The organism is Massilia sp. Dwa41.01b (genome assembly GCF_014171775.1).
GTDB lineage: Bacteria > Pseudomonadota > Gammaproteobacteria > Burkholderiales > Burkholderiaceae_D > Telluria.
The window spans coordinates 2,775,182-2,794,656 of sequence record NZ_CP050454.1 but is presented as its reverse complement, the minus strand read 5'-3'; the positions used below and the strand labels follow the sequence as shown (position 1 = coordinate 2,794,656).

Sequence of the window (19,475 nt, the reverse complement as noted above, 5' to 3'; positions counted from 1 at the left end):
GGGCGCTACACCGGGGCGCCGGCAGCTGCGATTCATGCGGACGCCAGCGCCGCCAAGGACATGTCACACTGGCGTCATCTCGAACCGAATCGCAGGGAGGGCATGATGACGAACGAATCGCAGAATGGATCTGGCAGCCAGCAGCAATCAGGCGACGCAGCGAATCAACAGCAAACGCAGCTGCAAAACCAGCAGCAGGGCAACCAGCAAGGAAGTCAGCAAGGCAGCCAGCAGTCCGCCCCACAAAGCCACGACGCTACCGACGGCCTGGCCGACAAGAAGCCGGAAGAACTCACGCCGGAGGAACTCCGCCTGATGGCCGATACGATGCCTGGCGAAGGGCCCGGCGACTGAGGGGCCGCAGGCGCGCCCTCTCAGCCGGTGACCGGCGTGCACAGCTCCACCAGCACGCCGTCCGGCGTGCGTACCCAGGACACCGTCTGGCCCCAGGGCTTGTGGGTCGGCGGCGCCATTTCGCGCGCTCCGGCCGCAGGGCCCCGCATGCATGCGGCCGGCACGTCGCCGGTCACGAGGGCGATCTCGAAGCCCAGCGGCTGGGGCGAGCTGTGCGCAGCCACGTGGCCGCCCGGGAAATTCATTTCGCCCAGTTCGTGCGCGGCGAAGCTCAGCGTGGTGGCACCCGTCTCGAGCTCGCCATAGGCGCCGCTTTCGTGCAGGAATCGGCGCGTCAGCCCGAAGGCGGTCTCGAAAAACGCGAGCGCGGCCGCGACGTCGGGTACATAGATGATGGTATAGCCGAGTTTCATGACGGGGTCCTGGTGATGCGCCGGCGGCGCGACCGCACGAGTATAGGATCGGCTTGACTGACATGCAACGCCACGGGGACGTCGGCGGCGCCGGTAATGTGGGCCGGTAACGTATGATCGACCCGGACAGCATCCAATCTCACTACACGATCATGGACATGGCGCGCCAGGAATTGACATACGAGGAAGTGGCGGCGGCGGCAAGCCGCCTGCAGGGGGAGGGCCGGCAGGTCACTATCGACACCGTACGCGATGCGCTGGGCAGCGGGACGCCGACCGCGATTCACCGCCACCTGGCGGCGTGGCGCGCCGAACACGCGGCGCCACCAGCCCCGCCGCAGGCGCAGCTGCCCGAGGCCTTGCTGGCCGACCTGGCGCGCTGGGCGCAGCAGTTCGCCGAGGAGGCCGGCTCGCCGGCGCGCGAGGCCCTGGCCCGGCACGAAAGCGACATGGCGGCACTGCGCGAAGCCGGCGAAGCACTCGAGGCCGAGCGCGACGACTTGCAGCGGGACCTGGACGATGCGGGCCGCGCGCGCGACGAGGCGCTGGCGACGATTGCCGAGCGCGAGGAGGAAATCGAGCGCCTGAACGCCGAGCTGCGCAACGCGCGCCAGGTGGCAATGGATGCCCTGGTCGGCAAGGCGAAGGACCAGCTGGCGATCGAAGGCAAGGACGCGCAGCTGGCCGACCTGCGCCAGCAGCTCGAGCGCAACCTTGCCGCTACCGCCACCCAATCGGATGCGCGCCTGGCGGCCGAGATGGAACTGGTCGGCGCCGCCACCGCGCGCGACAGCCTCGCCAACGAGGTCAGGGACCTGCGTGCCCAGATCGCGGCGCTGCGCAAGAAGTAGGTCTTATTCGAGGGCGCGGCCGGCGGCCAGGCTGGCGGCCACCGCTTTGTCTCCATGGTGCCGGTGCCAGTCGTCCAGCCGCGCGCGCACCCGGCATGGCTGTATTCCAGCGCGATGTCCGCCAGCGGCGTCGGAAAATGGAGGAAGCCGTGCGGCGCCTCCGGCAGCAGCTGCAGATCGACCGCGTTGACCGCGCGCCAGCGCCCGGCCAGCAGGATCGAATCGTCGCGCAGCGGATCGATACTACCTGCGAACATCAGTGCCGGCGGCATGCCTTCGAGGCTGCCGTACAGCGGCGAGAGCGGCGGCGCGCGCCGTGCCGTATCGTCCAGGCCTGGCGTGAGCAGGCGCAGCGCGTCCGTCATCCCGGGCCCGTCCAGCACCAGGGTCTCCGCTCCGGCCGCGCGCACGCTCGGCGTTCCCGCCATGTCATACACGCCGTAGTAGAGCAGGGCGCCATCGATGCGTTCCAGCAGGCGGGGCCAGGCTTGCAGCCGCAGCAGGGTGGCCGCGGCCAGGTGGGCGCCGGCCGATTCGCCGCGCACGATCAGCGGTAACCCGGCCAGTTCCGGCATGCCGCCCTCCAGCAGCCAGCGGCTGGCAGCGAGGCAGTCGTCCATCAAACCCGCCATCGGCGTGAAGGTCGCGAGCCGGTAGTCGACCGAGACCACCGCCACGCCGCAGCGTTCGACCAGCGCCGCATTGTGCTTGTCGTTCATGCGCGCGTTACCGATGACCCAGCCGCCGCCGTGGATGTCGAGCACGACGCCACGCGGCGGGCTGGCTGAATGCGCTGCCGGACGGAGCACGCGTACCGGCACGCGCAGGCCCGCGTGCGTGGCGACGCGGGTCTCGACCCCGATGCCGCGCCGTGCCAGCCTGCGGTCGGCGCCGACCTGGGACAGGCGCAGCAGGGCCTGCGCCAGGATTGGCATGAGGCGGGAGCGCGCCTTGAAACGCGGCGCGCGTGCCAGCTTGCGGTTGAAGCTGCGCGCGGCGTCCAGGGTGGCAGCGTCGAGCGCGATGGGGGCGACGGTCGTGGTGGTCGTGGTCAATGCGTGGTTCCCGCGGTCGGGCAGCTGCCCGGTTCGCCTCCATTCTAGGACAAGCGCGCCAGTTCGTTCGGCGCCGCACATGGCGCCTTCCCCGTTGACGACGTATCGATCAGCAGACTGCGCTACAATTGTTTCTCTCTGAACAATAAGGCTTCCCATGCGCGCGATCTTCCTTGTCATGCTACTTGGTGCAACCCTGCTCGGCGGCTGCGCCGTGTCGCCCGGGCTCGACCCGCGTTCCAACTACGCCGACTTCGGCGACGACGCGATCATCGTGATGGGCGTGAGCCCGCAAGTCGAGCTGCAGATCTTCAAGGGCGATGTCACGCCCGAACAATGGGTGCGCGACGCCTGGGCCGCCTCGCTCATCACCACGCCGCGGGGCGGGTATATCGTCGCCAGGGTCGACGCGACCGAGGGGCGCGCGGCGCTACGGCATCGCGGGGCTGGTCGCGCGCTTCGGCCGGCAACCCTATATTTTCCTTCCCTGCGATGGCGACCCGGTGGTCACCTTCGAAGCCGCCCGCGGCAAGGTGGTCTACGTCGGCGACGTGCGCATGCGCGATCCGCGCGGCGGCATGGTCGTGACTACGCCCGATGACCTCGAGCGCGCCCGCGCGCACCTGGCGGCGTATTATCCGCTCATCGCGGCGCGCCTTGAACCCGGCCGCCACGGCTACATGAATCTCAAGCTGAAGGGGAAGTACGCGATGATGTGCCGCGCCGACGCCCTCAAATAAGAGGCCGCCCCCGTATTGACGCGCCGGGCGCACGCGCTACACTGTGCCGTCCACCATTGCCGGGAGAGCAGAATGCGCCGTGTCCAGTACTTACTGATGGCCGCCATCGCGGCGTTCTGCACGCCGGCCGCCATGGCTGCCCCGGCGCCCGACGTCGACCATCACCAGCATGTCTTCAGCGACGGTATCGTCAAGCTGCTCGGGCCGGAGGCGGGCATCAAGCCGCTGCCGGCAAAGGAACTGGTGCCGCTTCTCGACGCGGCCGGCATCCGCCGCGCGGTGCTGCTCTCCACCGCTTACATGTACGGCAGCCCGCGGCACCGGGTGGCCGACGAGTACGCGCAGGTCAGGCGCGAGAACGACTGGACGGCGGCCCAGGCGGCGCAGTTTCCCGGCCGCCTGATTGCCTTCTGCGGCATCGCACCGCTGAAGGCGTATGCGCTCGAGGAAATCCGCCGCTGCGCGGGCCAGCCTGGCCTGAAGCATGGCATCAAGCTCCATCTCGGCAATTCGGATGTGCAACTGGACCAGCCCGAGCATGTGGCGCGCCTGGCGCAGGTGTTCGCGGCAGCCAACCGGGAAGGGATGGCGATTGTCGTGCACATGCGCGCCAGCATCCGCAACAAGCGTCCCTACGGTGCCAACGAGGCACGCGCCTTCCTCGACAAGGTGCTGCCGTCCGCGCCGGACGTACCGGTGCAGGTGGCGCACCTGGGCGGCACCGGGCCCGGCTTCGACGATCCGCCCGCGCAGGAAGTGCTGGCAACGCTGGCCGAGGCGGTGCAGCAGCGCCATCCGGCCACGCGCGGGCTGTGGTTCGATGTCGCCTCGATGGTGCAGCCGGATATCAAGCCGGAGGAGGCCGCGCTGCTGGCGCGGCGCCTGCGCCAGATCGGGCTGGACCGGGTGCTGTACGGGACCGATTCCGCCCGGGGCGAGAACCTGCGGCCGCGCGCAGCCTGGGCTGCCTTCCAGCGCCTGCCGCTGAGCGGGAAGGAATTTGCCCAGGTCGCCGGGAATGTGGCGCCTTACTTCAGGCCGGAAGAACCGGCAGCGGGGACCCCGGCAAACTAGTCCAGGCCGGTGGCGTGCCTGCCGGCTTCAGCCGATCACCGTCACGACCACCGTGCGCCGGTGCCCGCCGGTGCGGTGCTCCCACAGGTAAATGCCCTGCCAGGTGCCCAGCAGCAGCCGGCCGTCGCCGACCGGCACCGTGACCGCCGTATCGGTGAGCACGGTGCGCACATGCGCCGACATGTCGTCCAGCCCTTCGTCGCGATGGCGGTAAGCCGGATCGCCATCCGGCGCGAGGCGCGCCAGTACCGTCTCCAGGTCGCGCCGCACGTCCGGGTCGGCGTTCTCGGTGATGGTCAGCGAACAGCTGGTGTGCTGGACGAACACGTGGGCCAGGCCGCAGGCGACGTTCGCGGCTGCAACCGCCTGTTCGACCTCGCGCGTGATGTCGAGCGTGCCGCGCCCACGGGTGGTGAAGTGCAGGATGGCCTGGTGTGCCATGGCGCGCTTACGGCGTGGCCCGGAAATGCTTCTGGATGCCGGCCCAGCAGTCCTGGTAGTTCGCCTGCAACTGGGGCGATTCCAGCGCATGGACCGTCGGGCACAGCACGTTACGGGTCTCGAACATGAAGGCCATCGTGTCGGCCACCTTGACGGGCCGGCTGGTGTCGGCATTGCTGGCCTTGTCGAAGGTCGCGGCGTCCGGGCCGTGCCCGCTCATGCAGTTGTGCAGGCTGGCGCCGCCGGGATGGAAGCCCTCGGCCTTCGCATCGTAGGCGCCGTGCACCAGGCCCATGAACTCGCTGGCCACGTTGCGGTGGAACCAGGGCGGGCGGAAGGTGTTTTCGCCGGCGAGCCAGCGTGGCGGGAAGATCACGAAATCGAGCGTGTCCACGCCCGGGGTATCCGAGGGCGCCTGCAGGACCAGGAAGATCGACGGATCGGGATGGTCGTAGCTGATCGAGCCGATGGTATTGAAGTGGCGCAGGTCGTATTTATACGGCGCGTAGTTGCCGTGCCAGGCGACCACGTCCAGTGGCGAGTGCCCGATCTTCGCGCGCCACAGGTTACCGCAGAATTTCGCCACCAGCTCGAACTCGCCCTCGCGGTCCTCGAAACGGGCGACTGGCGTCAGGAAGTCGCGCGGGTTGGCCAGGCCGTTCGAACCGATCGGACCCAGGTCCGGCAGGCGCAGCAGGGCGCCGAAGTTCTCGCAGATGTAGCCGCGCGCCTGGCCGTCGGGCAGCCTTACCTGGAAGCGGATCCCACGCGGGACCACGGCAATTTCCTGCGGTTCGAGCTCGATGGTGCCCAGTTCGGTGGCGATTTCCAGGCGGCCTTCCTGCGGCACGATCAGCAGTTCGCCGTCGGCGGAATAGAAAAAGCGCTCCGTCATCGAGCGGTTGGCCGCGTACAGGTGGATCGCGCAGCCCGTCATGCTCTCTGCCGAGCCGTTGCCGGCCATGGTCACCCAGCCGTCGATGAAGTCGGTGGGCGCATCGGGCATCGGCAGCGGGCTCCAGCGCATCTGGTTCGGCGGCGGTGGTACACGCGTGAAGTCGCCGACGATGCGGGCGCCATCGATCTGGCTAAAGCTGCCGTGCATCGCGGCCGGGCGGATGCGGTAGAGCCAGGAGCGGCGGTTATGGCTGCGCGGCGCCGTGAAGGCGGTGCCGGAAATCTGCTCGGCATACAGGCCGTAGGCGACGCGCTGCGGCGAATTGCGGTGCTGGGGCAGGGCGCCCGGCAGGGCCTCGGTGGCAAATTCGTTGCCGAATCCGGATTGGTAGGACATGGCGGTCTCCATGGCGGCGGTGAAGGCGCCGCTTCGAACGGTCACTGTACAAGATGCCAAGGAGTTTTACGATATCAATAGAAAAATGTAGACTATTCACATCGTAAATAGCGGGGGCATCCGGTGATCGAGCCGAACAGTATCGACCTGAACTTGCTGCTGGTGTTCCAGGAGGTCTACCGCGCGCGCAATATCTCCAGCGCGGCCAGGAGGCTGGGCCTGACGCAGTCCGCCGTGAGCAATGCGCTGGCCCGGCTGCGCCGCACGTTTGGCGACGAACTCTTCGTGCGCACCGCGCAAGGCATGCAGCCGACGCCCTATGCCGAGCAGCTGGCCGAACCCGTGGGTGCGGCGCTGGCGCAGGTGGAACTGGCGCTCAACCAGCGCAGCGGGTTTGATCCCGCGACGAGCACGCGCGGCTTCACCGTGGCGATGAGCGATGTCGGCGAAGTCTATTTCATGCCCGCGCTGATCGAACGCTGCCGCAGCCTGGCCCCCGGGGTGCGCATCAGCTCGGTGCGCGCCGGCGCGATCGCCCTGAAGGAAGAAATGGAAAGCGGCCGCGTCGACCTGGCCGTCGGCGCCTTCGACGACGTGTCGGAAGCCTTGTACGGACGCCTGCTGTTTCGCCAGCCGTACGTCAGCATGGTCCGCCACGCCCATCCGCTGGCGAGTGGCGAGGTGACGCTTGCGCGCTTCCTCGCCTGCGAACACCTGCTGGTCGATTCGGCCGACAGCCCCTACGAACGGGTCAACGCGCTGCTGGAGAAAGCGGGCATCGGCCCGTCGACGCGCTTTCGCGTGCCGCACTTCACGGCGGTGCCGTATATCGTCAGCGCCAGCGAACTGGTGGTGACGGTGCCGCAGAAGCTCGCCGAGCAGGCTGCCGCGCCTTTTGGGCTGGTGGCGATTACTCCGCCCTTAAGCTTGCCGACCCTGCAGACCAAGGTGTTCTGGCACCGGCGCTACAACCAGGACCCGGGCAATGCGTGGCTGCGTGAACTGGTTGTCGCGGCGTTCGGAGAGTAAGAGCGCCGGACTAAACCTCCTGCTTGTCGTGATAGCAACAACACCGTACACTGATCAATTCTGAACGTCCGCAAACGGCCAAAAGCGGACGAAACAGCTGAGAAGGCAGTGAGATGCGCTACCTGATTGTCGATGGAATGTTCTCTGGGACCGGTGTCCGTGACCCTATGAGGGGCGAGTATGTCGAACTTGGCGAGTTAGGCCTTTCGCCAGATGTCGTAGAGGCGATCGCTAGCTGGCTAGCCCGCTACGAAACAGCACACTACCGGCAGTTTAACGATCCACGAGAGGTGGAAGCCCTTGATGCTATCGGGCTGGCGTTATGCGAGCGTCTTGCCCAGGAACTTCAGGGAGACAAGGTCGGGTACTTTTCTGATGCCCGGACAAAAACGCTGAAGCCCGCTTAGGTCGCGCAGTCAAGCGGACGCAGCCACAGGTTCGCTAGCGACGCACACCGCCGAGGTTTCGTCAGGCTCTTTCAGGTGCAAGGGTCTCTTGCGGTCCCGCGCGCTGGTTCCCGTTCCCCATCGACTTTGATGTGGCGCAAACCCCAACACCGCGGGCGAGCGATGCTAAAACATTACCATCTTTGCGTTCGGCAAGAGTATGCTGATCCTGCTGTACATACAGCGGCCGGGAATGGCGCAATGCCGCCCGCGCGTCGAACCGGATAGCCACCCACAGGAGATCAAGATGCGAACCACTCGTTTCACGCGCGCGGCATTGTTTGCCGCCCTCATGCTCGGCCTCGGCAGCACTCCCGTGTTTGCCGACGAAACCTGCAACTCGCCCTACCTGTCGAACCTCATCAAGGGGCAGGAGGACTACCTCTACGTGTGGACGCTGGGCGTGCCCGGCATGGGCGACGGCTCCGACAAGCTCGTGACCCTCGACGTCAATCCGAAGTCGCCCCGCTTTGGCCAGGTAATCACCCAGATCTCGGTGGGCGGGCGCGGCGAGGCCCACCATGCCGGCTTCACCGACGACCGCCGCTTCCTCTGGGCCGGCGGCCTGGACGACAGCAAGATCCATGTCTTCGACGTGCATACCGACCCCGCCAAGCCACGCCTGGTCAACACCATCGCCGACTTCGCCCAGAAATCCGGCCTGGTCGGCCCGCATACCTTCTATGCGCTGCCCGGCCGGATGCTGATCGGCGCGCTGTCGAACACGAAGGACGGCGGCGGCGCCACCGGCATGGCCCTGTACAACAACAAGGGCGAGTTCATCCGCAAGTACGACATCCCGGCCGCGCAGGCGCTGAAGGGCGGCGACGGCTATGGCTACGACCTGGCCATCAACCCGGCGAAAAACGTGATGCTCAGTTCCAGCTTCACCGGCAAGAAGAATTACATGACGCCGCTGGGTACCCTGGTCAAGGACGGGGGCGCAATGAAGCAGTTCGGCAACACGATGGTGGTGTGGAACCTGAAATCCATGCAGCCCGAGCAGGTACTGAACGTGCCGGGCGCGCCGCTGGAAATCCGCTGGTCGCTCGCCGGCGGCGAGGACTGGGCGATCACGGCCACGGCACTTACCTCCAAACTCTGGCTGGTGAAAAAGGATGCCAAGGGCCAGTGGCAGGCGAAGGACGTGGCCGCCATCGGCGACCCGGCGAAGACGCCGCTGCCGGTCGATATCTCAATGCGGGCCGACGGCAAGGGGCTGTGGGTGAACACCTTCATGGACGGCACCACCCGCTACTTCGACATCAGCAACCCGGAAGCGCCGCGCCAGACCTATGCGAAGAAAACCGGCTCGCAGGTGAACATGATTTCGCAAAGCTGGGATGGCAAGCGCGTGTACGTCAGCTCGTCGCTCCTGGCCAAGTGGGACAAGGGCGGTCTCGATGACGAGCAGTTCGTCAAGCTGTTCGCCTGGGACGGCAAGGAGCTCAACGAAAAGTGGACGGTCGACTTCTACAAGCTGAAACTCGGCCGCCCGCACCACATGAAATTCGGCGCCCAGACCGGGATGCAAACGGCCTACGGCGGCGACGCCGGCAGCGCCGCCGGGCTTGCGGCGCGGTGAGCGGCGCGAGCGCGCGAGCTGGTTGCGTCCGGGGCCGCAGCCTGGCGCGGCGGGGCGTAGCGGCCGGGCGGGGCGTCCTGCTGGCGCTCGTACTGGCCGCCGGCCCGCCCGGTATGGCGGCAGCAAGCGCCACGTCAAGCGTCCCGCCGCTCGGCTTTACCCCGCCCGCGCCCGGCAGCTACCGCCTGGAACGCATCATGAAGGCACCCGACGGTGTCGTGCTCGATAGCGACGCCAGCGTGCACCGCCTGTCGGAGTTCACGACGGGGAAGGTCACGCTGTTCTCCTTCATCTACACCTATTGCAGCGATCCCAAGGGATGCCCGCTGGCGTATGCCACCCTGCATGAGCTGAAAAACACGATCGAGCGCACCCCCGCCCTGCGCGGCAAGGTGCGCTTCGTGAGTATGAGTTTCGATCCGGAATACGACACGCCGGTGGCGATGCGCAGCTACGGCGGGCAGGAGGCGCGTGACCGGCGCGGCCTGGACTGGCATTTCCTCACCACCCGCAATGGCAGGGAACTGGCGCCGCTGCTGGGCGGTTTCGGCCAGGACGTCTCGGTGGCCGCGCCCAAGGCGCCGGGCACGCGTATCCCGGTGCTGAGTCACATGCTGAAGGTCTACCTGCTCGATCCGCGCGGCGAGGTGCGCGAAATCTATTCGACGTCCTACCTGCATCCGGCCGTGCTGCTCGGCGACATCCGTACCCTGCTGATGGAGCAGGGGCGCCGCTGAACCAGATCGACATGGCCGCAGAAAAACTGCCCGCAGCCTGGGACGTTTGACCGCGTGCGCGTGGCGCGGGCGTAAGTTTTCGACATCATGGGGCAGGAAGGCAAGGCCCAACTAGCGTATCATTCCGGTCGTTGACGCCGCCCGGCCATGCCAGCGCGGCGCCTCGTACATACGAAGGGGTGGCCGGCGCCATGAGCACCGGCCTGGATATTCCGCCCGGCGCGGGAGGGCCTACCCGGCCTGCTCGCCGTCTGGAGGAGACTATTTTGCATCAAAAGGAAAACAAGATGGCTGACCTGTTTGAGAATCCAATGGGGCTGATGGGCTTCGAGTTCGTCGAGTTCGCTTCGCCAACGCCGGGCCTGCTCGAGCCGATCTTCGAGACGCTGGGCTTTACGAAGGTCGCGGTGCACCGCTCGAAGAACGTTGTCCTTTACCGCCAGGGCGACATCAACTTCATCGTCAACAACGAGCCGAAGAGCTACGCCGCCTATTTCGCCGCCGAGCATGGCCCATCGGCCTGCGGCATGGCTTTCCGCGTCAAGGATTCGCACAAGGCCTACAAGCGCGCGCTGGAACTCGGTGCCCAGGCCATCGAGATCCCGACCGGACCGATGGAGCTGCGCCTGCCGGCCATCAAGGGCATCGGCGGCGCGCCGCTGTACCTGATCGACCGCTTCGAAGACGGCAAGTCGATCTATGACATCGATTTCGAATTCATCGAGGGCGTCGACCGCCGCCCGGCCGGACATGGCCTGAAGATCATCGACCACCTGACCCACAACGTCTACCGCGGCCGCATGGCCTTCTGGGCCGGCTTCTACGAGAAGCTGTTCAACTTCCGCGAAATCCGCTACTTCGACATCAAGGGCGAGTACACCGGCCTGACCTCGAAGGCGATGACGGCGCCGGACGGCAAGATCCGCATTCCGCTCAATGAAGAAGGCAAGGCGGGCGGGGGCCAGATCGAGGAATTCCTGATGCAGTTCAACGGCGAGGGCATCCAGCACATCGCGCTGCTGACCGATGACCTGATCACGACCGTCGACGCCCTGCGCGCGGCCGGTGTGCCCCTGATGAGCGCGCCGCCTGCCACCTATTACGAGATGCTCGACGGCCGCATCCCGGGCCACGGCGAGAACGCCGCCGAACTGCAGGCACGCGGCCTGCTGCTCGATGGCGCGGTCCAGGACGGCAAGCCGCGCCTCCTGCTGCAGATCTTCGGCGAGCCGCAGCTGGGCCCGGTGTTCTTCGAGTTCATCCAGCGCAAGGGCGACGACGGTTTCGGCGAAGGCAACTTCAAGGCCCTGTTCGAATCGATCGAGCGCGACCAGATCAAGCGCGGCGCGATCGGACAAGCCGCCGAGATGGCATAAAGCGACAGGACGCTGCGCGCACGTCGGCCGCGCGCAGCCCCTGTCGTGCGTAGGGTGGGCACTCGTGCCCACGCTGTCCACCCCGTGACGCCCGCCGCATCCCCCCGCGGAGACTGCCGCGAATGAACCTGAGGTGGACTCCCCTGTCCACGCCGTCTTACCCGCCCATACCACGCGATCCCGCCTGCAACCATTGCGTGAGCCACTCCGAACGCACGCGCCCCATGACGACGCAGGCGCCTCGTCCGCGCCACGCTAGCGCGCGTAGCGCCACCCCGGCTGATGGCACAATGCGAAGGCGTCGCCTCATCGACGTATCGGAATCTTCATATCCACCTCACCCCGACCGGAGTCCCGCTTGCTCCCCGCCTTCGCCATCCTCCTTCTGTTCCAATGCCTCGGCGAAGGCATCGTCTTCCTGTTCAAGCTTCCCGTGCCGGGCCCGGTCGCCGGCATGGTGCTGCTGTTTGCCGCCTTGCTCATCTGGCCGTCCCTGCAAACCCGTATCGAAGCCGCCGCCAACGAGCTGCTGCGCCACCTGTCGCTGCTGTTCGTCCCCGCCGGCGTAGGCATCGTCGCCGCGGCCGGCAGCGGCAGCGGGCACTGGATTGCGATCGTCGCTTCGCTGGCTGTGAGCACGCTGGCCACCCTGGCTGTCACCGCCCTCGTGCTGAAGAGCATGACACCGGACCCGCAAACGAAGGCGTCCGACGATGCCTAGCTTCGCCAACCTCAGCCACTTCTGGGTCTACCTGTCGGCCTCGCCGCTACTGGGACTGACGATCACGCTCTGCGCCTACATCCTCGCCCAGGCCATCCATGCGCGCTGCCGGTTTTCGCCGCTGGCCAATCCGGTGGCGATCGCGATCGGCCTGGTCAGCCTGGCGCTGCTGCTGTCGAACATGTCCTACGAACGCTATTTCGCCGGCGCCCAGTTCGTGCACTTCCTGCTGGGTCCGGCAACGGTGGCGCTGGCGGTGCCGCTCGCACGCCAGTTGCCGCGCATGCGCCGCGCCTTCCTGCCCCTCCTTGGCGCCCTTGTCGCCGGCTGCGTGACGGCCATCGTCAGCAGCGTCGCGGTGGTCTTGCTGCTGGGCGGCTCGCCGCTCCTGGCGCGCACCGTGGGACCGAAGTCGGCGACCACGCCGATTGCGATGGCCGTGTCGGAACGTCTGGCCGGGGTGCCTGCGCTCACTGCCGTGCTGGTGATCGGCACCGGGATTTTTGGCGCCATCACCGCGCGCTTCCTGTTCAATGCCTTGAAAATCGAGTCGCATGCGGCGCGCGGCTTTGCGCTCGGCGTGGCGGCGCATGGCATCGGCACGGCGCGCGCCTTCCAGGTCAGCGCCGAGATGGGCGCGTTCGCGGGACTGGGGATGGGACTCAATGGCATCCTGACGGCGGTATTGGCGCCGGTGCTGGTGCCGTGGATGGTGCGTTGGCTGGGGTGAAAAGGACAAAGGCACACGACGGACAGTGTCCGTCGCGTGCCCAAGCCGGGGATGCAGTGCGCACCGCCTGGAAATTCGCCGGGCAGGGCCCGGCCTGCGTCCGGACCTGCCCGATATCAGCTCCCGTGCGGCATCGAGTTGGCGTTGGCCCAGGTGCGGTTGTTGCTCTCGCCCCCGCCTGGTTTCTTGACCAGGGTGCGCATCGCGAACAGGGCGCTGGCAACGCCGACGACCACGGCGGCGGTGCTGCCCGAGAAGCCAACGGCGTGGTTCTTCGCCAGCTGCCCGGCTTTCGGCGCGATGAGTTCCATGCGGCGCTTGGTCATTTGCGCACCCAGGTCCGACAGGCGGGCTTTGCTCATCAGCATTTCAGCCTGCGGCAGCAGCGTCGTTTCCTCGTCTGCCACGTGGTGGATCACGTCGCGCATGAGTTCCAGCAGCAGCTTGTCGTGGCGCGGATCGGAACCGCTCGTGCGGCGCAGTTCCGAAATGATGCGGCGCATGTCGTTGTGCTCGGGCTCGGCCTTGTGGACGAAGGGTTCGCCCTTGTCGAGCTGGCGCATGACTGGATAGAACACTTCTTCTTCCAGCGTCGCGTGGATTTCCAGGGCGGTGCAGATCGTTTCGGCCAGCGCCTTCTTGACGCTTGGCGCCTTGTCCTTCGTGTACTGGTGGAACGTTACCATCACGTGCGAGTGATCGAAGCGGATCATGTCGGTGATGGTCGGGCTCAATTTGTTCAGTGAAAACATTTGGCATCCCTCCGGATTGACGAATAACCAACATGCTAGCGCTGCCGTTGGGCGCACGGCGTAGGAGCCCGACGCAAGCCCTTGTCGGCATATGCCGCGTCATCCGCCGGGGTATTTCATTAGCAACGACGGCCCCGGCCGGCTGGAGCAGGGGCAGCCCGGGTGTTCAGCTCAGCTGTAACTGTCGGTCCCTCTCGCCATAGGGAAACCTTGCTTTCCGCGCTTTATCGGCTTTAACAGTTTGTCACCCTTGTCCTACATCGACACGGCGGCGCTGCTGATTACGCATGCAGCGAACGCTGCGATGATGAGCCTCACGTCCGGCTGGCGCTGAAAGCGCGTTCAGCCGTGTAGCGATAGCGTTGCACGCATTCGCGTGAACGCTTAGTCTTAATCTATCGAAGGAGTGAATATGTTTGCACATAACAAGCGCCTCCAGTACACCGTCCGGGTCAGTGGTCCCAATCCGGGCCTGGCCAATTTGATGCTGGAGCAGTTCGGCGGCCCGCAGGGCGAGCTTGCCGCAGCGATGCGTTACTTCACGCAGGCCGTATCGGAAGACGATCCAGGCCGCAAGGACATGCTGATGGACATCGCGACCGAAGAGCTGAGCCACCTGGAGGTGATCGGCCACATCGTCGCCATGCTGAACAAGGGTGCCAAGGGTGAACTGGCCGAAGCGGTCGACACCGAAGCCGAGATGTATCGCAAGATCACCGGCGCCGGCAACGACAGCCACGTGACCCAGGTGCTGTACGGCGCCGGCACGCCGCTGGTCAATTCCGCTGGCGTGCCCTGGACCGCGGCCTACATCGACTCGATTACCGAGCCGACCGCCGACCTGCGCTCGAACATCGCCGCCGAAGCGCGCGCCAAGATCGTCTACGAGCGCCTGATCGCGCTGACCGACGACCCGGGTGTGAAGGAAGCGCTGGGCTTCCTCATGACGCGCGAAGTCGCGCACCAGAAATCCTTCGAAAAAGCCCTGTATTCGATGGAGTCGAATTTCCCTCCAGGCAAAATGCCGGTCGATCCGCGCTTCTCCAGCGTCTACTTCAACATGTCGCAGGGTCCCGGCGAGATGCGCGGCCCGTGGAACCAGGGCGAGAAGTGGGACTTCGTCACCGACCGCGAAAAGCAGATGGCGGTCGACGGCGGCTCCGGCGAAGCCGAGGTCAAACTGCCGGCCAAGGACATCGAGACGCTCAAGCAGATGCAGATGCGCACCATGTCCGATCCGTCCAAGGATCCGGTCACGGGCGCCGAGCTCGGCCTCGACCCGGCCACGCCGAAAGGCGCGTCGGCTGTCAGCAAGCCTTGAACGGCGGACGATTGAGTAGATCGGCAGGCAAACAGGCATGACCGCAGCTGCGGCGCGCCCTCGCGCGCCGCGGCTGTACCTTCATCTTGCGCCGCTTTTTCCCCTGAGATGGCAGGATGGTAACGCAAGGCGAACGGAAAGGAATCCGGATGAATACGAATATCCATAAGCTGCGCCTGGGCGGCGCCCTGGCGCGCACGCTGACCGTGCGGCGCGTGATCGGCCTGTTGATCTGCGCGGTCGGCTGCCTGCTGCTGCTCGGCAGCCTCGTCGACCAGGTCATGCACGCGAACGCGAAAATGCATGCGGCCCTGCTCGGCGGCGGGATCGCTGCCGCGGCCACCGCACTGGGCACCTTGCCTGTCCTGTTTTCCCAGAATTTTTCGAAACGCACCTACGACAGTTTTCTTGGCTTCGGCGCCGGGGTGATGCTCGGTGCGACTGCTTTTTCGCTCGTCATTCCCGCGCTGGCGGCGGCTCGCTCGTCGGGCGCCGGCCCGTGGGAAGCGAGCCTGCTGGCCGGCGTCGGCCTGATGGGTGGCGCCGGTGCCATCCTCCTCATGAGCCACGCGATCGAACCGGCCGAAGTGCTCAACGGGAGCGCCGGTGCCAGTTCGCTGCGCCGCGCCTGGCTGTTCGTCACGGCCGTGGCCCTGCACAACCTGCCCGAGGGCCTGGCCATCGGCGTCGCCTACGCCGGCATCGACATGGAAAAGGCGAACTCCCTCATGACCGGCGTGTCGATCCGGGACGTGCCGGAAGGCCTGGTCGTGGCCCTGGCCCTGCGCACGGTCGGTTACGGCCGATTGGCGGCCGTCGGCTTCGGTGTGCTGTCGGGGCTGATCGAACCGGTCGCGGCGGCCCCGGGCGTCGCCCTGATCGGCATTTCGGCCGGCATGCTGCCGGTGGCGCTGGCCGCGGCCGGCGGGGCGATGCTGTTCGTGATTGTCCACGACGTGATCCCCGAGATGCGCGAGAACGGCAACGGCACCACCGCGACCATTGCGGTCATCTTCGGCTTCGTGCTGATGACCGTGCTCGATACGGCGTTGGCTTAGGGGGCGGCGGAGCTGCCGGCGCGGGGATCGCGACATCTCCCGTTTCTGGACGCGCTCCGGACCGTGGACAAGCGTGACACGCCCAAGCTGCGCTTGGTGGAGCGCTAGCTGCCCTTACCGCCGCGTCGGCGGCCATGCCGGGTCGCCGGCTGCGCCAACCTTACGGGAAGTGCCGTATGAACCACGCGCACGCCAGCTCGGCCACACGCTCGAGCGCGCCTTCTTCCTCGAACAAATGCGTCGCCCCCGGCACGATTTCCAGCGCCTTCTCGCACTGCAAGGCAGCAAGGGCCAGTCGGTTCAGTTCGATCACCGCGGTATCTGCGCCGCCCACGACCAGCAGCGTCGGCGCCAGCACCTGTTCCAGCGCGGCGCCCCCAGGTCGGGCCGGCCGCGCCGCGAGACGACGGCCGCCACGCTGCTTCCGCTATCGGCCGCCAGCCGCAGGGCAGCGGCGGCCCCGGTGCTCGCGCCAAAGACGCCCGGGGGCAGCGGTGCGCTCAAGGGCTCGGTAGACAGCCAGGCCGCGGCCGCGTGCAGGCGGGCGGTGAGCAGGTCGATGTCGAAACGGCTGGAGCGATGCGCGTCTTCCTCGCGCGTCAGCAAATCGGGCAGCAGGGTGGCAATGCCTGCGGCGCGCAAGGCCGCCGCCACCATGTTGTTGCGCGGACTGAAACGGCTGCTGCCATTGCCGTGGGCGAACAGGACAACCCCGGCCGGCCTGGCAGGCAGCTCGAGCACGCCTTCGAGCACTGCCGTGCCCGCCGGGATGTTGGCCAGTACCTTGCGCATGGTGCACGCTCCCTCAACACTGCCTGGACGCTCGCGCCAACGAAAAAATCCGTCGCGCACAGGCGACGATTCGGTGCGCAGGAATACGGCGTTGGCCTGGCAGAGGGGTTCCGCAAGCAGCACCGACGCTCGCCCGGCTGCAGGGAAGCGCCAAACAAAAACGGCCGGACACGCAGTCCGGCCGTCTTCACATGCAGGGAACGCAGCTTAGTCGCGAATCTCCAGCTTGCGGTTCAGCGACAGCGCCGCCAGCGAGCCGACCGCACCCGAGAGCAGATACAGGCTGACATAACCGAGGCCGAAGTTGGCCGACAGGCCAAGCGCAACCAGCGGAGCGAATGCCGCGCCGACCAGCCAGGCCAGGTCGCTGGTCAGGGCCGCGCCGGTGTAGCGGAAACGCTGTTCGAAGTTCGAGGTGACCGCGCCGGCAGCCTGGCCGTAGGACAGGCCGAGCAGGCCGAAGCCGATCAGGATGAAGGCATTCTGGCCCGATTCGCCGCCGTCGATCAGCATCGGCACGAAGGCCGAGAAGATGGCGATCAGGGCGGCGAGGGTGCCGAGCGTCGTGCGGCGCCCGACCTTGTCGGCAACCAGGCCGGAAATCAGGATGCCGACGGCGGCGACGGCCGCGCCCCACATCTGGATGTAGAGGAAGCCGCTGATCGGACGGGTGTCGTAGAGCTGCATCCACGACAGCGGGAACACGGTGACCAGGTGGAAGAGCGCATAGCTGGCCAGCGCGGCGAGGGCGCCGATGACGATGTTGCTGCCCTGGTTGCGCACCAGTTCGCCGACCGGTGCCGGATCGAGTTCATGGGCGTCGAGCAGGCGCGAGTATTCCGAGGTGGAGACCAGGCGCAGGCGCGCGAACAGGGCGACGACGTTGATCGCGAAGGCGACGAAGAAGGGGAAACGCCAGCCCCAGATCAGGAAGTCGTCGCTCTGCAGGTTATCGAGCAGGTAAGCGAACATGCCGGCGGCGATCAGGAAGCCGAGCGGGGCCGACAGCTGGCCGAGCATCGCGTACCAGCCGCGCTTGTGCTCGGGCGCGTTCAGGGCCAGGAGCGAGGGCAGGCCGTCCCAGGAGCCGCCCTGGGCCAGGCCCTGGGCGATGCGCATCAGGGACAGCAGGATGATGGAAGTGGTGCCGATCTGCGCATAGGTGGGCAGGAAGGAAATCACGACGGTGGAGGTGCCCAGCAGGAAGAGGGCGATGGTCAGCTTGATTTCCCTGCTAAAACGCTGCTGGATGATCATCGAGATCACGGTGCCGAAGGGGCGCGCGATGAATGCGAACGCAAAAATGGTAAATGCGTATAGTGTGCCTTCAAGCCGGTCCGCAAACGGGAAAAATACCTGTGGAAAGACGAGCACGGAGGCGATCGCGTAGACGAAGAAGTCGAAATACTCGGAAGCGCGGCCGATGACCACGCCGACAGCGATTTCGCTCGGGGAGATATGGCCGTCCCGGGCATTGATATTGCGTGCTCCACTGCAGGGAGCGGTTACGGGAGCGGCACCTGCGCCGCCGTACGTATTCGTGCTTTGCATAATCTCGGTCTCCAGGTTTGATTCCGGCCCCGCTTTTTGGTCCCCTGGCCTGGGCAAGGGTGGGACAAAACGTCCAATGTGCAGCTAAGGCCGATGGCAGTACAGTAGCATGTTCTCATTCCCATGTAACGTTAGATACCTAGCATGATTCCTAAAATTGTCCGTCCCGGGCTGTCGATCCTCCTGCTTGCGCTGCTGTCCGGCTGCAATACGGTGACGATGAATGCCGCCGGTGATATCGCGAGGCAGCAGGCCGACCTGATCAAGGTGTCGGTCTGGCTGATGTTAATCATCATCATTCCGGTGATGATCCTGACCGTTGTCTTTGCCTGGAAATACCGCCAGGGCGCCAACGCCAGGTACGAGCCCGATTGGGACCACTCCACCAAGCTCGAACTCGTGATCTGGGGCGCGCCGCTCCTGATCATCATCGCGCTCGGCCTGATCACCTGGATCAGCACCCACAAGCTCGACCCTTACCGTCCGCTCGACCGCATCGACGAAACCCGTCCGATGCCGGCCGGCGCCAAGGTGCTCGAAGTGCAGGTGGTGTCGCTCGACTGGAAGTGGCTGTTCATTTATCCGGAGCAGGGCATCGCGACGGTCAACGAACTGGTCACCCCGGTCGATACCCCGATCCGCTTCAAGCTGACCTCGTCGACCGTGATGAACGCGTTCTACATCCCGACCCTGGCCGGCATGATCTACACGATGCCGGGCATGGAGACGACGCTCAACGCCGTCGTCAACAAGCCGGGCGACTACAAGGGCATGTCCTCGAACTTCAGCGGCGACGGTTTCTCGCACATGAAGTTCGCCTACCGCGGCACCACCGCCGCCGATTTCGACGCCTGGGTACAGAAGGTCAAGGCCAGCGGCAACACGCTGGGCCGCGCCGACTACCTGGCGCTGGAAAAGCCGTCGGAAAAGGAGCCCGTGCGCTACTACGGCACGGTGCAGTCGGCGCTGTTCAATGCCGTCGTGAACCGCTGCGTGGCCGAAGGCACGACTTGCGCCAACCACCAGATGGCGCTCGACATGCAGCGCGTGCGTAACGACATCGCACTGAAGCAGCTGCCGAAGGATGCGAAGCGCCAGGTTGCCAAGGCCGATGGCGAGGTCTGCGAAACCCCAACCAATTCTGTGAAGAAGTAA

Annotated in this window: 19 protein-coding genes and 2 pseudogenes; 14 read left to right on the top strand and 7 right to left on the bottom strand. The window is 66.2% G+C overall.

Annotated elements, in window-relative coordinates:
- Positions 1–105: 105 nt before the first annotated feature.
- On the top strand, positions 106–354 hold the full coding sequence (locus G4G28_RS12825) for a hypothetical protein (RefSeq protein ID WP_182988556.1): 249 nt from the start codon (positions 106–108) through the stop codon (positions 352–354).
- Between the two features lie 20 nt (positions 355–374).
- Here G4G28_RS12825 and G4G28_RS12820 read toward each other — a convergent pair whose 3' ends face one another.
- Positions 375–767, bottom strand: a complete 393-nt coding sequence (locus tag G4G28_RS12820; protein ID WP_183107412.1) for a VOC family protein — start codon at positions 765–767, stop codon at positions 375–377.
- Between the two features lie 113 nt (positions 768–880).
- On the opposite strand from G4G28_RS12820, the gene G4G28_RS12815 reads away from it, so the two are divergent.
- Positions 881–1,618, top strand: a complete 738-nt coding sequence (locus G4G28_RS12815; protein WP_308602487.1) for a DNA-binding protein — start codon at positions 881–883, stop codon at positions 1,616–1,618.
- A 200-nt stretch (positions 1,619–1,818) separates the two neighbouring features.
- On the opposite strand, the pseudogene G4G28_RS26120 reads toward G4G28_RS12815, so the two are convergent.
- Positions 1,819–2,337 (bottom strand): annotated as a pseudogene (locus G4G28_RS26120) (alpha/beta hydrolase fold domain-containing protein); the annotation flags it as partial.
- 839 nt (positions 2,338–3,176) lie between these two features.
- Here G4G28_RS26120 and G4G28_RS12805 point away from each other — a divergent pair.
- Together G4G28_RS12805 and G4G28_RS12800 are read left to right on the top strand one after the other, a co-directional pair.
- Positions 3,177–3,413 carry a hypothetical protein gene (locus G4G28_RS12805; protein WP_183107411.1) on the top strand — a complete coding sequence of 79 codons (237 nt, stop codon included), beginning with the start codon at positions 3,177–3,179 and terminating at the stop codon, positions 3,411–3,413.
- Between the two features lie 72 nt (positions 3,414–3,485).
- Positions 3,486–4,487, top strand: coding sequence for an amidohydrolase family protein (locus G4G28_RS12800; protein ID WP_182988552.1), 1,002 nt, complete (start codon positions 3,486–3,488; stop codon positions 4,485–4,487).
- A gap of 27 nt (positions 4,488–4,514) precedes the next feature.
- Here G4G28_RS12800 and G4G28_RS12795 read toward each other — a convergent pair whose 3' ends face one another.
- Both G4G28_RS12795 and hmgA read right to left on the bottom strand, forming a co-directional pair.
- Positions 4,515–4,928, bottom strand: coding sequence for a secondary thiamine-phosphate synthase enzyme YjbQ (locus G4G28_RS12795; protein ID WP_182988551.1), 414 nt, complete (start codon positions 4,926–4,928; stop codon positions 4,515–4,517).
- Positions 4,929–4,935: 7 nt separating this feature from the next.
- Complete coding sequence (gene hmgA / locus G4G28_RS12790) at positions 4,936–6,222, bottom strand: homogentisate 1,2-dioxygenase (RefSeq protein ID WP_229425051.1); 1,287 nt, start codon at positions 6,220–6,222, stop codon at positions 4,936–4,938.
- 123 nt (positions 6,223–6,345) lie between these two features.
- Here hmgA and G4G28_RS12785 point away from each other — a divergent pair, with 123 nt between their 5' ends.
- The 7 genes from G4G28_RS12785 to G4G28_RS12755 all read left to right on the top strand — a co-directional run bounded on the left by G4G28_RS12785 (position 6,346) and on the right by G4G28_RS12755 (position 12,846).
- Positions 6,346–7,251, top strand: a complete 906-nt coding sequence (locus G4G28_RS12785; protein ID WP_182988550.1) for a LysR family transcriptional regulator — start codon at positions 6,346–6,348, stop codon at positions 7,249–7,251.
- Between the two features lie 113 nt (positions 7,252–7,364).
- The gene (locus G4G28_RS12780) at positions 7,365–7,658 is read left to right on the top strand and encodes a hypothetical protein (RefSeq protein WP_182988549.1); all 294 of its coding nucleotides are present in this window, start codon (positions 7,365–7,367) and stop codon (positions 7,656–7,658) included.
- Between the two features lie 286 nt (positions 7,659–7,944).
- On the top strand, positions 7,945–9,282 hold the full coding sequence (locus G4G28_RS12775) for a selenium-binding protein SBP56-related protein (protein WP_182988548.1): 1,338 nt from the start codon (positions 7,945–7,947) through the stop codon (positions 9,280–9,282).
- Positions 9,279–10,019 carry an SCO family protein gene (locus G4G28_RS12770; protein ID WP_229507611.1) on the top strand — a complete coding sequence of 247 codons (741 nt, stop codon included), beginning with the start codon at positions 9,279–9,281 and terminating at the stop codon, positions 10,017–10,019. Before G4G28_RS12775 ends, G4G28_RS12770 begins: the two co-directional genes overlap by 4 nt.
- Positions 10,020–10,306: 287 nt before the next feature.
- Positions 10,307–11,395, top strand: a complete 1,089-nt coding sequence (gene hppD / locus G4G28_RS12765; protein WP_182988546.1) for a 4-hydroxyphenylpyruvate dioxygenase — start codon at positions 10,307–10,309, stop codon at positions 11,393–11,395.
- 358 nt (positions 11,396–11,753) lie between these two features.
- A complete protein-coding gene (locus G4G28_RS12760; RefSeq protein ID WP_182988545.1) occupies positions 11,754–12,116 on the top strand; it encodes a CidA/LrgA family protein in 363 nt (120 codons plus the stop codon).
- Entirely contained in the window at positions 12,109–12,846 is a 738-nt protein-coding gene (locus tag G4G28_RS12755; RefSeq protein ID WP_183107410.1) for an LrgB family protein, read from the top strand. The genes G4G28_RS12760 and G4G28_RS12755 overlap by 8 nt, the downstream gene beginning before the upstream one ends.
- A gap of 116 nt (positions 12,847–12,962) precedes the next feature.
- On the opposite strand, the gene G4G28_RS12750 is transcribed toward G4G28_RS12755, so the two are convergent.
- Entirely contained in the window at positions 12,963–13,598 is a 636-nt protein-coding gene (locus G4G28_RS12750) for a hemerythrin domain-containing protein (protein WP_182988544.1), read from the bottom strand.
- A 412-nt stretch (positions 13,599–14,010) separates the two neighbouring features.
- Between G4G28_RS12750 and G4G28_RS12745 the strand changes: the two genes are divergently transcribed.
- Positions 14,011–14,919: a manganese catalase family protein gene (locus tag G4G28_RS12745; RefSeq protein ID WP_182988543.1), complete on the top strand. Its 909-nt coding sequence runs from the start codon at positions 14,011–14,013 to the stop codon at positions 14,917–14,919.
- Positions 14,920–15,068: 149 nt separating this feature from the next.
- A complete protein-coding gene (locus G4G28_RS12740) occupies positions 15,069–15,977 on the top strand; it encodes a ZIP family metal transporter (protein WP_183107409.1) in 909 nt (302 codons plus the stop codon).
- A 160-nt stretch (positions 15,978–16,137) separates the two neighbouring features.
- Here G4G28_RS12740 and G4G28_RS12735 read toward each other — a convergent pair.
- Positions 16,138–16,769 (bottom strand): annotated as a pseudogene (locus tag G4G28_RS12735) (dienelactone hydrolase family protein).
- Positions 16,770–16,976: 207 nt separating this feature from the next.
- On the bottom strand, positions 16,977–18,320 hold the full coding sequence (locus G4G28_RS12730; RefSeq protein ID WP_182988541.1) for an MFS transporter: 1,344 nt from the start codon (positions 18,318–18,320) through the stop codon (positions 16,977–16,979).
- Positions 18,321–18,464: 144 nt separating this feature from the next.
- Between G4G28_RS12730 and cyoA the strand changes: the two genes are divergently transcribed.
- Positions 18,465–19,475, top strand: a complete 1,011-nt coding sequence (cyoA, locus tag G4G28_RS12725) for a ubiquinol oxidase subunit II (RefSeq protein ID WP_182988540.1) — start codon at positions 18,465–18,467, stop codon at positions 19,473–19,475.